We start from the raw sequence: 13,680 nt of genomic DNA on the forward strand, positions 1-13,680 counted from the left end.
TAATGCGATTTATAAATAGTTTTATTGATGCATTACCCTATTTAAACTTGCTATTTGCCCTTTTAGTAATATTTTTTGAAAGAAGAAACCCTTCAGCTACCTGGGCATGGCTTATGGTTTTACTTTTGATACCTGGAATAGGCTTTATTTTATACCTAACATTTGGTCAAAACCTCAGCAGAAAGAAAATGTTTGATTTCAAAATTGCGGAAGATAGATTTCATAAAAAACTATTACTTCAAGGAAAGCAACTTTCTGAAGACACTATAAAGTTTAATGATAGGGCTATGACTAATTATAAAGATATGATGTATATGAATCTAATTAATAGTCAGTCAGTTTTTACACAAGATAATTCTGTAAAAATATATACAGATGGACACGATAAATTTCGTGAGCTTTTCAAAGCCATAGAAGAAGCTAAAGATCATATTCATATGGTATATTACATTATAAAAAATGATTCACTAGGTAATAAAATAATTGATACTCTAGCAAGAAAAGCTTCTCAAGGCGTTGAAGTGAGATTCCTGTATGATGGAATGGGTGGTTTAAGGTTACCTCGAAAATTTTTTAATAGACTAAAAAATGCTGGTGGAAAGGTAGCTTGTTTTTTTCCTTCACTACTTCCCTTTGTAAACATCCGTGTTAACTATAGAAATCATAGAAAAATTGCAGTAATTGATGGCAAGACAGCTTTTGTAGGTGGTTTCAATATAGGGGATGAATACCTTGGTGAAAATAAAAAGTTTGGGTATTGGAGGGATACTCATCTACAAATTACAGGCAGCGCAGTAGATTCTTTGCAGCAAAGATTTCTTTTAGATTGGAGATATGCTTCAGAAGAAAAAATTACTTTTGATAAGAAGTATTTCCCTAATAAATATTCTAAAGGGCAGATTGGAATTCAAATAGTATCCAGCGGTCCTGATTCCGAATGGGAGCAAATAAAAAATGGATATATAAAAATGATTCACTCTGCTAAGAAAAGCGTATATATTCAGACCCCATATTTCATCCCTGATGAAAGCATTTTAGAGGCATTAAAGATTGCATCTTTATCTGGCGTAGATGTAAGAATAATGATACCAAATAAACCTGATCATCCTTTTGTTTATTGGGCCTCACTTTGTTATATAGGGGAACTTTTAAAAAGCGGCGTGCGCAGTTATACTTATAACAAAGGCTTTATACACAGCAAGACAGTAGTAGTTGATGGGGCAATAAGCTCTGTCGGAACTGCAAATATGGATGTAAGAAGTTTCAAATTAAATTTTGAAGTTAATGCCTTTATTTATGATGTTAATATCTCTAAGGAGTTAGAGGAAATCTTTGAAGAAGATATAAAAGTATCTACAGAAATAACCAGAGATCTTTATGAAAAAAGATCTGTTGTAATAAAATTTAAGGAGTCCATTTCTCGTTTACTGTCTCCTGTCCTATAAAAAAGTCCGCAATAGAATTTTAACTTTCTTTTGCGAACTTTTATTTTATAGATTTTCCACTTCTCTTCTTTCCTGTTTTTTATTCCCGATTTTTTCTCTTCTCTTTTCTAATTCATTCCTTACAATTTCTAGCTCTATTCCTTGCTCAGCCATAAGAACAAGTACATGGTAAGTTAAATCACAAATTTCATTAACTAATTCTTCCTTATCACTATTTTTAGCTGCTATAATAACTTCAGTACTTTCTTCTCCAACCTTTTTTAATATTTTATCTAATCCTTTTTCAAAAAGATAATGTGTATATGAACCTTCCATTGGATTTTCTTTTCTATCTTTTACTACTTGAAAAAGTTCCTTTAAAACATCTATATTATCCAACTCTACTCCTCCTTACTATTTGATTGCTTCTAAATTACTCTGTAGTTAATTCTCTATAAAAACAAGTTCTGCTGCCTGTATGGCAAGCAGCCCCTACCTGATCTACTTTTACTAAAAGAGTATCCCCATCACAATCAACAGCAATACTTTTAACATATTGAAAATGCCCAGAAGTTGCTCCCTTGTTCCAAAATTCACTTCTAGATCTACTCCAAAACCAAGTGGTGCCAGTTTCTATAGTTTTCTGTAGAGATTCTTTATTCATATATGCCATCATTAAAACTTCATTGTTATCAGCATCTTGAACAATACAAGGAACTAGTCCATCCCCCTTATTAAAGTCCACCTCTTTTATTAGTTCTTCTGTAGTCAACTTTATAACGCCTCCTTTTCAGTAACCAGTAGCCAGTTTTTAGGTGCTAGGTACTAGGCACTAAATAATCACTAATCGCTAGTCTCTATTCGCTAATCACCATGTTTTCTAGAGATTAGCGAATAGCCTCTAGCGATTGTTCTTAAAGTCTTACTTCTATTTCATTGCTCTTTAAGAATTCTTTTACCTGGCTAATTGTAAGTTCTCTAAAGTGGAACAGTGATGCTGCTAATGCCGCATCTGCACCACTCTCTTTAAATATGTCTGCAAAGTGCTGTAAATTTCCACAACCACCAGAGGCAATTACAGGTATATTAACAGCTTTACACACGGCATCAGTAAATTCTATGTCATATCCTTGTTTTGTTCCATCTGCATCCATACTTGTTAAAAGAATTTCTCCAGCTCCTAATTCTTCTGCTTTTCTAATCCATTCTAAAGCATCAAGCTCTGTGTCAATTCTTCCACCATTTATAAATACGTTCCATCCAGAACCGTCTTCTCTTTTCTTTCCATCTACTGCAACCACAACACATTGACTTCCAAATTTATCTGCAGCTTCCTTTATAAGTTGAGGATTTCTTATAGCAGCTGAATTTATAGATATTTTATCCGCTCCAGCTCTTAAAATATCCTTAAAATCATCAACTGTTTTAATACCTCCTCCGACAGTAAGAGGAATAAACACTTTTTTAGCAGTTCTTCGAACCACATCAATCATTGTTGCACGACCTTCGTGAGTAGCAGTTATGTCTAGAAATACTATCTCATCTGCTCCTTCTTTATTATAAAACTCAGCAATAGCTACAGGGTCTCCAACATCTTGCAAATTAACAAAGTTTACTCCTTTAACTACTCTTCCCATATCCACATCAAGACATGGTATTATTCTTTTTGTAAGCAATTACCACACCTCTTTCTACGCCTTTTCTCATAATACAGCTTAATTATTTTCCATTTCAGTTACTATTCTCTGGAGTCTTTCAATAAATAGCTTCATTTCTTCTTCTGATCCTATACTTATTCTTAAATAATTATCTATTCTAGGTTTATTAAAATATCTTACTAAGACTGCCTTTTCTCTTAACTTTGCAAATAATTCACTAGCCTTAAAAAGAGGATGAGTTACAAAAATAAAGTTAGCCTTAGATGGAACAACCTTAAATCCCATATTTGTTAACTGCTCAGTAACCGTTTCTCTAGTATTTATTATTTTTGATACACACTCTTTAAAATAATCTTCATCCTCAATTGCTTTAACTGCTGCAATAGCAGCAACTCTATCAATTGTATAAGAATTAAAAGAGTTTTTTATTGTATTAAGTCCATCTATAAGTTCTTTTTGTCCAAGAGCAAAACCTATGCGGATTCCTGCCAGTGAACGTGACTTAGATAATGTTTGTATTACTAAAAGATTTGGGTACTCCTTTATAAGGCTTACTGCAGATGTACCCCCAAAATCTATATAAGCTTCGTCGATTATAACTACCTTTTCTGAATTGTAATCTAGAATTTTTCTAATAGCATCTATATCCATATGTTTTGCCGTTGGAGCATTAGGATTTGGAATAATTACCCCGCCATTTTTTGTCATAAATTCATTAACAGGTATTGAGAAATCATCCTCTAGTTTTGCCAATCTATATTTAATATTATATAGCTGAGCGTAAACTGGATAAAAACTATACGTAATGTCTGGAAATACTACAGTTTCATCAGTATTAAAAAAAGTTAAAAATGAAAAAGCTAAAACCTCGTCAGATCCATTTCCAACAAAAACTTCATCTTTATTTAAATTATAATATTTTGCAATAGTTTCTCTTAGAGCATCACATTTTGGATCTGGATATAATCTTAAATCACTATTAGCCGCATCCTTTATCCCTTGTAAAACCTTTGGAGATGGTGGGTATGGGCTTTCATTGGTATTTAATTTTATATACTTCTTATCCTTTGGCTGTTCACCACAAACATAGGGCTCCATACTATTTGCAATAGCACTCCAATATTTACTCATTTCTAAGCACCTTCTATCTATAATTTCTTATCTTTTAAATTCATCTATAGCCTCTTTCAAATTTATGTTTCCTGAATATATAGCCTTTCCTGTAATAGCTCCATAAATGCCCATATTATTGATGTTTTTTAAGTCATCTAAATTTTTTATTCCGCCTGAAGCTACTATATTACAGCTTACACTATTTTGAATTTCTCCTAACTGCTCTAAATTTGGTCCTTGAAGAGTTCCATCTTTACTTATATCAGTAAATATGATTGTCTTAACTCCTATTTTCTCCATTTCCTTAGCAAAATCTATGTAATTTACTTTGCTTACATTAATCCATCCATCAACTGCTACAAATCCATCTTTAGCATCTATGCCTACTGCAATTTTATCTCCATATTTTTTAACTGCAGTCTTTACAAGCTCTGGATTATTAAGAGCTGCTGTGCCAAGTATTACCCTGCTTAGACCTATATTAATTAAAAAATCAATTGTTTCCATATCTCTTATGCCCCCGCCAAGTTCAACAGGAACATTTACTTTCTTAACTATTTCTGAAACAATTTCATAATTTACACCCTTACCTTTTAATGCACCATCTAAATCCACCATATGAATGAATTCTGCACCAGCTGCTTTAAAGCTTAAGGCAGTATCTAGTGCACTTTCTGCTACTACTTCTGTTTTATTAAAATCACCTTTATATAATCTAACGCATTTACCACCTTTTAAATCTATAGCTGGTAGAATAATCATTTAATCATCTCCCCAAAATTCTTTAGCATTTTTAGACCTACATCTCCACTTTTTTCTGGGTGAAATTGTAGTCCAAATACATTTCCCTTACTAACAACCCCTGGAACCTTTACTCCGTAATCTGCATAAGCATTTAAAATTCCTTCTTCACCTACAACTGCATAATAAGAGTGAACAAAATATACATAGCTATTCTCTTCTATATCCTTTAGTATAGGGCAAGCTTTTTCATACTTTAAACTATTCCATCCCATATGAGGTATTTTTAGATTACCTTTAATCTTTTCAATTTTACCCTTTAAAAATCCTAAACCACTACATGGTCTTATTTCTTCACTTTCTTCAAATAAGAGCTGCATTCCAAGGCAAACTCCAAGTAAAGGGGTACCTCCACTTACTGCCTCTTTTAAGGTCACATCTAAGCCCGCTTCTCTTATACAATCTATTGCATCAGGGAAAGCTCCTACCCCTGGTAAAATAATCCCTTTACTATTTAATATAACTTCTTTGTCAGAGGTTATAACTGATTTTATATCTAATAAATCAAGTGCATTTTCAACACTTTTCAAATTTCCCATTCCATAATCTACTATAGAAATCAAACATCTCAACTCCTTTTTTATATGCTTCCCTTAGTTGACATAACTCCTTTTATTCTAGAATCAATATCAACTGCTTCTCTTAATGCCCTTCCTAAGGCTTTAAACACAGCCTCTATCATGTGATGATTATTTTTTCCATATAGAACTCTAGCATGAAGAGTTATACCTGCATTGAAAGTAAAGGCTCTTAAAAATTCTTCTACCATCTCAGTATCCATTTCTCCAATCCTATCTACTGTAAAATTGAAGTCACAGACAATAAATGGTCTACCGCTTACATCTATAGATACAGATGCCAAAACCTCATCCATAGGAACAAAGGATGTACCATATCTTTTAATTCCTTTTTTATCTCCTAAAGCTTCATTAAGGCATTGACCTAATACAATTCCTACATCTTCTATGGTGTGATGTGAATCTACCTCTAAGTCTCCCTTTGCTTCTAAGGCTAAGTCAAGAAGTCCGTGCTTTGTCATTAAGTTTAACATGTGGTCGAAGAAGCCAACACCTGTATTGATATTATAAATTCCTTCGCCATCTAAGTTAAGCTTTGCCTGTATGTCAGTTTCTCCAGTTTTTCTATTTACTGCTGCTTCTCTTTTTCCCAATGTAATCCCTCCTTTTAATCGCTAGTATCTAGTCTCTAATCGCTAGTGGTTAAACTATAAAACCTAGTAAATATTAACCAGCATCTTATTCTATGTTTTCTAATAGTTTTATTCAAACCTTACTTTAATGGAGTTAGCATGTGCAGTTAAACCTTCTGTCTCTGCTATTTTTACTATAGGATCTTTAACCTTTTTTAGTCCCTCTTGTGAATAATAAATAAAACTTGATTTTTTAATATAATCATCCACAGATAAAGGAGAAAAGAATTTAGCACTTCCGCTAGTTGGCAATACGTGATTTGGGCCTGCCATATAATCCCCTAATGGTTCAGGAGCGTATTTACCTAAGAAAATTGAACCTGCATTCTTAAGTTCTCCTAAAATTGAGAACGGCTCCTTTACCATAACCTCTAAATGCTCTGGAGCAATTAAATTTGAAAGCTCTATAGCTTCCTTCATATTTTCAACAACAAATATTGCACCGTAATCCTTAAGTGAAGCTGTTATTATATCTTTTCTTGAAAGTGCCTTCACTTGAACTTCTAATTCTTCTTTAACTTTGATTGCTAGTTCGCTTGATGTAGTTACTAAAATTGAAGAAGCTAACACATCATGCTCTGCTTGAGACATTAAATCTGCGGCTATATACTTAGGGTCTCCAGTTTCGTCAGAAATAACTAGAATTTCACTTGGTCCTGCAATCATATCTATATCAACAAAACCATATACACTTCTCTTAGCCATGGCTACATATATGTTTCCTGGCCCCACAATTTTATCTACCTTTGGAATTGATTCAGTTCCATAAGCAAGGGCAGCTACCCCTTGAGCTCCACCAACCTTATATATCTCATCAACTCCTGCAATATCAGCAGCTACTAAAATATTAGGATTAATAGTTCCATCTTTTGAAGGAGGAGTTACCATAACTACCTTTTTAACTCCAGCTACTTTAGCTGGAATAGTATTCATAATTACAGATGATGGATAAGCTGCAGTTCCACCTGGAACGTATATTCCTACAGTGTCCAAGGCTCTAATCTGCTGCCCTAGCATTATTCCATCTTCTTTAGTAACCATCCAAGATTTTTGTTTTTGCTTCTCGTGATAAAACCATACATTTTCTTTTGACAATTTAATTGCATCTATAAATTCCCTTTCAACAACTGTGTAAGCTTTTTCTATCTCTTCTTTTGTAATCTTTATATTACTTGAATTTATTGTATTGCTGTCAAATTTATTTGTATACTCAATTACTGCCTTATCTCCATTTTCTTTTACATTTTCTAAAATCTTTTCTACAGCAATAACTACATCCTTTTGTACTGCCTCTGCTCTGCTTTTTAAGTTATCTGTATAATAGTTTTTATTTTTATCATCTAATTTAACTATATTTATCACTTGCATACTCTCCTTATTATTAACTAATAACTTTACTTATTTCCTCTATAATTTTGCCTATCTCCTCTTTTTTGGTTTTCATACTTGCCTTATTTACTATCATTCTTGCACTTATTGGACATATCTCTTCAACAATAATTAAGCCATTTTCTTTTAGAGTAGAGCCAGTTTCTACAATATCAACTATTGCATCTGCAAGTCCTACAATAGGAGCTAGCTCTACTGAACCTTCTATTTTTATAATTTCTATATCAAGTCCCTTTGTTCTAAAAAATTCTCTAGCCACCTCTGGATACTTAGTTGCTATTTTTTTTCTATTATATCCTTCATCTAAATTAAAATCAGGTAAAGCAGCTAGGGCAAACCTGCACTTTCCAACCTTTAAATCTAACACTTCATAAAATTCTTTATTCTTTTCCATTAAGGTATCTTTTCCTACAATACCTATATCAGCCGATCCATATTCTACATAAGTTGTAACATCCGGAGCTTTTACAAGAAAAAAATCAATATTAAATTGTTCATTTTCAGATTTAAATATTAGCTTTCTCCCTTTATCCTCAAGCTCAGTTATATCTGCCCCAATAGACTTAAATATTTCTACAGCATGCTCTTCAAGTCTACCCTTAGTTAGTGCTATTCTTACTTTCTTCACTTAAACCACCTCAAATTATTATTAGCTTATTACTAAAGTACTTAGAAATTTATCCATTTTCACTATATCGCATTCATCTGTTAATAGATCAAATACTTTAAGGTTATTTTCATCTATAATGCTAATCATACTGTGAATTTTGTTTTCCTTCCCATATTCAATAGATTCATTTTCTTTACTAAATAAGCTTAATTCACATATAAAATCATTTTGCCTAATTAAATTCATCAATTCATAAGCATTTTTTAGATATTCTTCTTTATAATAAATAACAATTTTCTTAGTTTCCTTTATCTTTAATGTATTTTGTTTCTTTAAAGCATCCATAACATTGTCCACATTAATGGCAAAGCCTGTAGCAGGAAGATTTGTTCCAAATTGCTTAATTAAATTATCATATCTTCCCCCACTTAATATATAATCTCCAACTTCTTCAACATATCCTTTAAAAATAATTCCAGTATAATAATCTATATTTTGTACCATTCCTAAATCAATGGATATATAAGAGCTTAGACCAATCTCATGGATAATTTTATATATATTATGAATATTATCTAATGCCTCTAAAGCTTTTTGGTTATTAGTCAAACTTCTTGCTTCATCAATAATACTAATATCTCCAAATAGTTGAGGGAGCTTTTCTAATATTTCTATATTATCTTCTGAGATACCATACTGTTTATCTCTTAAGAAGTTGCTAAGAGTAACATAATTTTTATTCTCAATTATGCTTCTCATTTTTTCTAGATCCTCTTCATTAATTTCTGTATCCTCAATTAGAGCTTTAAAAAACTTTGCTTCACCTAATTCGATTTTAAAATTCTTTAAACCTAAATTTAATAAAGCTTCTATAGCATTAATAATTGCCTCTGCATCTGCTTTAATATTTTTTACTCCAATTATCTCTATACCTGATTGAGTAATTTCACTAGTTTTACCATTTAAATTTTCATTTATTCTAAAAATGTTTGAATTGTAGCATAGTCTTAATGGGTAATTACTTTGCTTTATTTTTGTTGATGCTATTCTTCCTATAGGTGTTGTCATATCAGGCCTTAGCACCATTATTCTTCCGGCATTATCAAAAAGCTTATACATCTTTTCTTGTGAAATAGACTGGCTTTCTAAATCAAAAACATCGTAAAATTCAAGAGTTGGTGATATTATTTCTGAAAATCCACTCTGTTTATATGATTTTCTTAATGATTCTTCTATAGTTAACTTTTCATTGCATTCTTCAAAAAGTATGTCCTTCATTCCATCGGGTATATATCTTTTCCACTTTCCCATAGCACTGCCTCCACTTTATTAGTTTAATGCTTTAACGTAGTAAATTATAAAATTATAATATCATTTAATAACTTTCCTTGTCAACAAAAAACAAAACTGCTTTACACATATATTATATGTGTAAAGCACTAATTTTTAAAAGAGATTATTGCCTAATATTTCTTTTATTTTTTTATTTCTATCATAGCTATCTGAAACTGAGTTAAGTGTACTCATATTTCCTGTATAATCATTTACTCCATAATCTCTAGCTACAACTTGATTTTTATTTTCATAATATCTTGGTATTCTTACATCTCTACCGTTTGTTCCTTGATGCTGTAATGGATATTTTTCCATTCTCATCTCCTCCTTTAGAATAAATACTAAAGTCATTTTTTTCAAGCATGTTGTAGATAAGCTCTGAAGTTTCCACACTATCATTATTTAAAGTTATTGTAAATTTATCATTTACATCCACAATACCAATATAGTCATATATCTTACTATAATCACTAAGGTTAACTTTACCGATGATATCAAGCTTATACTCTGACATAAAATCTCACCTTTCGATTGATTTAAATTTATTTTTTGCATTTTAAAATTATTTATTCCTAATAAAATATATAATTACTTATTTTGTTTATAAATTATGAACATTCTTTGGTTAATTTGCTGTAGGTATAAAATGGTGTTATAATTAATTTTAGGATAAGAATAAATTAGTTTGGAGGTAATCCTTATGAAAAACTTGAAAGATACAAAAACAGCAGAAAATTTAATGAAAGCTTTTGCTGGAGAATGTCAAGCTAGAACTAAATATACTTATTATTCTTCTCAAGCTAAAAAAGATGGATATGTACAAATCTCCAACATCTTTATGGAAACAGCAGAAAATGAAAAAGAACATGCTAAAAGATTTTTAAAACACTTATTAGAAGATGAAAATCTTCATGGTGAAGCAATTAATATCAATGCAGCATATGGTATAGGATTAAGTGATACAATAGCAAATTTAGGTTATGCCGCCAATGGCGAACATGAAGAGTGGGAAGAACTTTACCCAACATTTGCAAAAGTTGCTGAAGAGGAAGGCTTCATTGACATTGCCGCAACTTTTAGAAATATAGCAAAAGTAGAAAAAGCCCACGAAGAAAGATATAGAAAATTAGCTGAAAATATTTCAAATGGAACAGTATTTAAAAAAGATGGCGTAACTTACTGGAAATGTAATAACTGTGGTTACATACATGAAGGACCAGAAGCCCCTGGTAAATGTCCTGCTTGCTTACATCCTCAAAGTTATTTTGAAGAGTTATGCAAAAACTATTAATAATAAAAAATGCTTGTGTACAATCTCTTGTCACAAGCATTTTCTTTATTCTTTTTCTTTAACCTTAGAATTACTTATTACTTTTTCTGCTTCAGTAATTGGAAGTTCTTCATATTTATAAAACTTCATTTCAAAACTTCCCCGTGCACCAGTTATAGATTTTAAGTCAGTAGCATATTTAAACATTTCAGCTAATGGAACTTCAGCAATTATTCTTTGGTATCCCTTATATGCTTCCTCCATTCCATGTACTTTTCCTCTCTTTTTATTTATATCACCTATTACATCTCCCATATAATCATCAGGGACTTCTATCTTAACATGCATAATAGGTTCTAAAAGTACTGGTGTTGCCTCTTGCATACCTTTTTTATAGGCTATAGATGAAGCAACTTTAAATGCCATTTCGGAAGAATCTACTGGATGAAAAGAGCCATCATATAAGGTAGCTTTTAATCCTATTACAGGATATCCTGCAAGCACCCCATGCTTCATGCATTCTTTTAATCCTTTTTCAACAGCAGGTATATATTGCCTTGGAACCACTCCTCCTACTACTTTATCTACAAATAAAAGCTCTTCTTTACCATCGTCCCTTGGTTCAAATTTTATTTTTACATCACCATACTGTCCGTGACCACCACTTTGTTTTTTATGCTTTCCTTGAACATCTGACTGTTTTCTTATAGTTTCTCTATATGGAACTTTTGGAGTTTGTAATTCAACATCTACTCCAAACTTATTTTTCAATTTATTTGCAATTATCTCTAAATGAGTTTCTCCAATACCAGAAATTATAGTATCAGCATTTTCCACATCCCTTGTAATCCTTAGAGTCGGATCTTCATCTAAAAGTTTAGCTAATCCAAGAGATATCTTTTCTTCATCTCCTTTAGCCTTTGTAAGTACTGCCATAGAAATTGAAGGATTAGGGAATTGAATTTTTTCATACGCTATATTGTTTTGTACTTCGCTTAAAGTATCTCCTGTACTAGTAAATTGGAGCTTTGCAACAGCTCCTATGTCCCCTGCAAAAACCTCTTGTGTCTGAGTCTGTTCTTTACCTTTTAGGAAATACAAAGAACCTATTCTCTCTTGTTTCTTATTATTTATATTATAAACCATTGAATCTGCCTTTGCCTTACCAGTAATGACCTTAAAAATTGATAGCTTTCCTACAAAAGGATCTGCAATAGTTTTAAAGACAAAAGCTGAAAATGGTCCATTTTCATCTATGCTAACCGAAATTTTTTCGTTATTATCTATTCTAAATGCTGCAATAGGTGCTGAATCCTTTGGTGAAGGGAAAGACTCCATTATATCTTCTAATAAGGTGTTTATTCCTATTCCTTTTAATGCTGAACCACAAGTTACAGGTGCTATATCCCCTGATTCTATACCTTTAATTAGTCCATCATATATTTCTTCATCACTTAAAGTTCCTTCTGAAAAATATTTTTCTAACAATACTTCATCAGTCTCAGCAACTGATTCTATTATCATCTTCTTATATTCTTCAACTTTTTCTGAAAATTCTTCTGGTACTTCTGTAATATCCATCTCATGAGTTTTAGGATTAAAAATCCTTGCTTTGTTGGATATTATATTTACTACCCCTTTGAAATCGTTTTCCTTGCCTATAGGATATTGAATTGGTACTACCGATATGCCAAACTTATCTTTAAGCTGCATTAAGACATTTTCAAAATCACTATTTTCTGTGTCTAATTTGCTTATAAAAAAGGCTCGGGGCAAACTATATTTATTTACATAGTCCCATGCTTTCTCTGTACCTACTTTTATTCCTGATCTAGCTGATACAGTAATTATTGACATATCTACTGCTTTTAATCCCTCTATCATTTCTCCAACAAAATCAAAATAACCTGGGGTATCCACTACGTTAATTTTAACGTTATCCCATTCACAATTTAATATTGATGTTGAAATTGATATTCTTCTTTTCTTCTCTTCTGGATCATAATCACTGGTTGTATTGCCATCTTCAATCTTTCCAAATCTGTCAATTGCTTTCGTGTAATATAATATGGCTTCAGCAAGTGTTGTCTTTCCTGAGCCGCTATGTCCAATTAATCCGATATTTCTTAAATCCTGGGTTTTGCAAACTTTCATATTAAGTCCCCCTTATTCTGTAACTTAGAAGTTACTAAAAATATGTTTTTTAATTAGAGCATTTAATAAATTACTTAGTTTGACAGAATATTTAGTTTTATTACTATTTAATTGTATTATTTATTAACCTCCTATATTACTTAAAATTTAATATAAAATAAAAAAGGTCTATACTTTAATAATAAAGCATAAACCTTTAAATAATCAACTACAAAATTATATTTATAAAAAAATGGCTCCGCGAAAAGGATTCGAACCTTCAACCTATCGGTTAACAGCCGAGTGCTCCACCGTTGAGCTATCGCGGAATATTACCTGGCGGCGACCTACTCTTCCACACCGTCACCAGTGCAGTACCATCGGCGCTTTGAAGCTTAACCTTCGTGTTCGGAATGGGAACGGGTGTTACCTTCAAGCCATAACCACCAGATGACCAGGCATCCAAAATCTTAAGCAGACATCCCAAATTTATAATTTGGTGATGGTCGCTTACACAGCGTGCCGATTTTGTGATGATCGGTTACTCCTCAGCTTTGCTGAGAGAGTTTCCTTTTTGTTGTTGACAAATCTGAAAAGAATATTGAAATTATTCTCTCAAAATTGCACAGTGAATTAATATTGATCAAGTCCTCGACCTATTAGTATTAGTCAGCTGAGTACATTACTGCACTTACACCTCTAACCTATCAACCTGATGGTCTTTCAGGGGTCTTACT

15 protein-coding genes, 1 tRNA gene and 2 rRNA genes are annotated in these 13,680 nt (G+C 32.0%); 2 read left to right on the forward strand and 16 right to left on the reverse strand.

The window, feature by feature from the left end:
• The first annotated feature begins 2 nt into the window (after positions 1 to 2).
• Positions 3 to 1,445 (forward strand): cardiolipin synthase, encoded by a 1,443-nt coding sequence (cls, locus tag CLHOM_RS10075; RefSeq protein ID WP_052221568.1) that lies wholly within the window; start codon positions 3 to 5, stop codon positions 1,443 to 1,445.
• A gap of 45 nt (positions 1,446 to 1,490) precedes the next feature.
• Here cls and hisE read toward each other — a convergent pair whose 3' ends face one another.
• The 12 genes from hisE to CLHOM_RS10135 all read right to left on the reverse strand — a co-directional run bounded on the left by hisE (position 1,491) and on the right by CLHOM_RS10135 (position 10,054).
• A complete protein-coding gene (gene hisE, locus CLHOM_RS10080) occupies positions 1,491 to 1,823 on the reverse strand; it encodes a phosphoribosyl-ATP diphosphatase (RefSeq protein WP_052221569.1) in 333 nt (110 codons plus the stop codon).
• Positions 1,824 to 1,857: 34 nt separating this feature from the next.
• Positions 1,858 to 2,196, reverse strand: a complete 339-nt coding sequence (hisI, locus tag CLHOM_RS10085) for a phosphoribosyl-AMP cyclohydrolase (RefSeq protein ID WP_052221570.1) — start codon at positions 2,194 to 2,196, stop codon at positions 1,858 to 1,860.
• 142 nt (positions 2,197 to 2,338) lie between these two features.
• The gene (hisF, locus tag CLHOM_RS10090) at positions 2,339 to 3,100 is read right to left on the reverse strand and encodes an imidazole glycerol phosphate synthase subunit HisF (protein WP_052221571.1); all 762 of its coding nucleotides are present in this window, start codon (positions 3,098 to 3,100) and stop codon (positions 2,339 to 2,341) included.
• Positions 3,101 to 3,139: 39 nt separating this feature from the next.
• Positions 3,140 to 4,213, reverse strand: a complete 1,074-nt coding sequence (hisC, locus tag CLHOM_RS10095; protein ID WP_052221572.1) for a histidinol-phosphate transaminase — start codon at positions 4,211 to 4,213, stop codon at positions 3,140 to 3,142.
• 27 nt (positions 4,214 to 4,240) lie between these two features.
• A complete protein-coding gene (gene hisA, locus CLHOM_RS10100) occupies positions 4,241 to 4,957 on the reverse strand; it encodes a 1-(5-phosphoribosyl)-5-[(5-phosphoribosylamino)methylideneamino]imidazole-4-carboxamide isomerase (RefSeq protein ID WP_052221573.1) in 717 nt (238 codons plus the stop codon).
• Complete coding sequence (hisH, locus tag CLHOM_RS10105; protein ID WP_052221574.1) at positions 4,954 to 5,559, reverse strand: imidazole glycerol phosphate synthase subunit HisH; 606 nt, start codon at positions 5,557 to 5,559, stop codon at positions 4,954 to 4,956. The genes hisA and hisH overlap by 4 nt, the downstream gene beginning before the upstream one ends.
• Before the next feature lie 17 nt (positions 5,560 to 5,576).
• Positions 5,577 to 6,167: an imidazoleglycerol-phosphate dehydratase HisB gene (gene hisB / locus CLHOM_RS10110; RefSeq protein WP_052221575.1), complete on the reverse strand. Its 591-nt coding sequence runs from the start codon at positions 6,165 to 6,167 to the stop codon at positions 5,577 to 5,579.
• A gap of 108 nt (positions 6,168 to 6,275) precedes the next feature.
• Complete coding sequence (hisD, locus tag CLHOM_RS10115; protein ID WP_052221576.1) at positions 6,276 to 7,568, reverse strand: histidinol dehydrogenase; 1,293 nt, start codon at positions 7,566 to 7,568, stop codon at positions 6,276 to 6,278.
• A gap of 19 nt (positions 7,569 to 7,587) precedes the next feature.
• Entirely contained in the window at positions 7,588 to 8,223 is a 636-nt protein-coding gene (gene hisG / locus CLHOM_RS10120; RefSeq protein ID WP_052221577.1) for an ATP phosphoribosyltransferase, read from the reverse strand.
• 21 nt (positions 8,224 to 8,244) lie between these two features.
• Positions 8,245 to 9,516, reverse strand: coding sequence for an ATP phosphoribosyltransferase regulatory subunit (locus CLHOM_RS10125; RefSeq protein ID WP_052221578.1), 1,272 nt, complete (start codon positions 9,514 to 9,516; stop codon positions 8,245 to 8,247).
• Between the two features lie 135 nt (positions 9,517 to 9,651).
• On the reverse strand, positions 9,652 to 9,855 hold the full coding sequence (locus CLHOM_RS10130; RefSeq protein WP_052221579.1) for a hypothetical protein: 204 nt from the start codon (positions 9,853 to 9,855) through the stop codon (positions 9,652 to 9,654).
• Entirely contained in the window at positions 9,815 to 10,054 is a 240-nt protein-coding gene (locus CLHOM_RS10135; protein WP_052221580.1) for a hypothetical protein, read from the reverse strand. The genes CLHOM_RS10130 and CLHOM_RS10135 overlap by 41 nt, the downstream gene beginning before the upstream one ends.
• Before the next feature lie 186 nt (positions 10,055 to 10,240).
• Between CLHOM_RS10135 and rbr the strand changes: the two genes are divergently transcribed.
• Positions 10,241 to 10,831, forward strand: a complete 591-nt coding sequence (rbr, locus tag CLHOM_RS10140; RefSeq protein ID WP_052221581.1) for a rubrerythrin — start codon at positions 10,241 to 10,243, stop codon at positions 10,829 to 10,831.
• Between the two features lie 45 nt (positions 10,832 to 10,876).
• On the opposite strand, the gene fusA is transcribed toward rbr, so the two are convergent.
• The 4 genes from fusA to CLHOM_RS10160 all read right to left on the reverse strand — a co-directional run.
• Positions 10,877 to 12,964 (reverse strand): elongation factor G, encoded by a 2,088-nt coding sequence (fusA, locus tag CLHOM_RS10145; RefSeq protein WP_052221582.1) that lies wholly within the window; start codon positions 12,962 to 12,964, stop codon positions 10,877 to 10,879.
• A gap of 233 nt (positions 12,965 to 13,197) precedes the next feature.
• Positions 13,198 to 13,272: transfer RNA gene (locus CLHOM_RS10150), tRNA-Asn, on the reverse strand.
• A gap of 5 nt (positions 13,273 to 13,277) precedes the next feature.
• Positions 13,278 to 13,394: ribosomal RNA gene (rrf, locus tag CLHOM_RS10155) — 5S ribosomal RNA — on the reverse strand.
• 188 nt (positions 13,395 to 13,582) lie between these two features.
• Positions 13,583 to 13,680, reverse strand: a 23S ribosomal RNA gene (locus CLHOM_RS10160); the annotation flags it as partial.

The organism is Clostridium homopropionicum DSM 5847 (assembly GCF_001263795.1).
In the GTDB taxonomy this organism is placed as follows: domain Bacteria; phylum Bacillota; class Clostridia; order Clostridiales; family Clostridiaceae; genus Clostridium_H; species Clostridium_H homopropionicum.

Coding starts and splice junctions, on each gene's coding strand:
- cls (WP_052221568.1), top strand. CDS start 3: ATGCGATTTATAAATAGTTTTATTGATGCATTACCCTATTTAAACTTG.
- hisC (WP_052221572.1), bottom strand. CDS start 4,213: ATGAGTAAATATTGGAGTGCTATTGCAAATAGTATGGAGCCCTATGTT.
- hisA (WP_052221573.1), bottom strand. CDS start 4,957: ATGATTATTCTACCAGCTATAGATTTAAAAGGTGGTAAATGCGTTAGA.
- CLHOM_RS10125 (WP_052221578.1), bottom strand. CDS start 9,516: ATGGGAAAGTGGAAAAGATATATACCCGATGGAATGAAGGACATACTT.
- CLHOM_RS10130 (WP_052221579.1), bottom strand. CDS start 9,855: ATGGAAAAATATCCATTACAGCATCAAGGAACAAACGGTAGAGATGTA.
- CLHOM_RS10135 (WP_052221580.1), bottom strand. CDS start 10,054: ATGTCAGAGTATAAGCTTGATATCATCGGTAAAGTTAACCTTAGTGAT.
- rbr (WP_052221581.1), top strand. CDS start 10,241: ATGAAAAACTTGAAAGATACAAAAACAGCAGAAAATTTAATGAAAGCT.
- fusA (WP_052221582.1), bottom strand. CDS start 12,964: ATGAAAGTTTGCAAAACCCAGGATTTAAGAAATATCGGATTAATTGGA.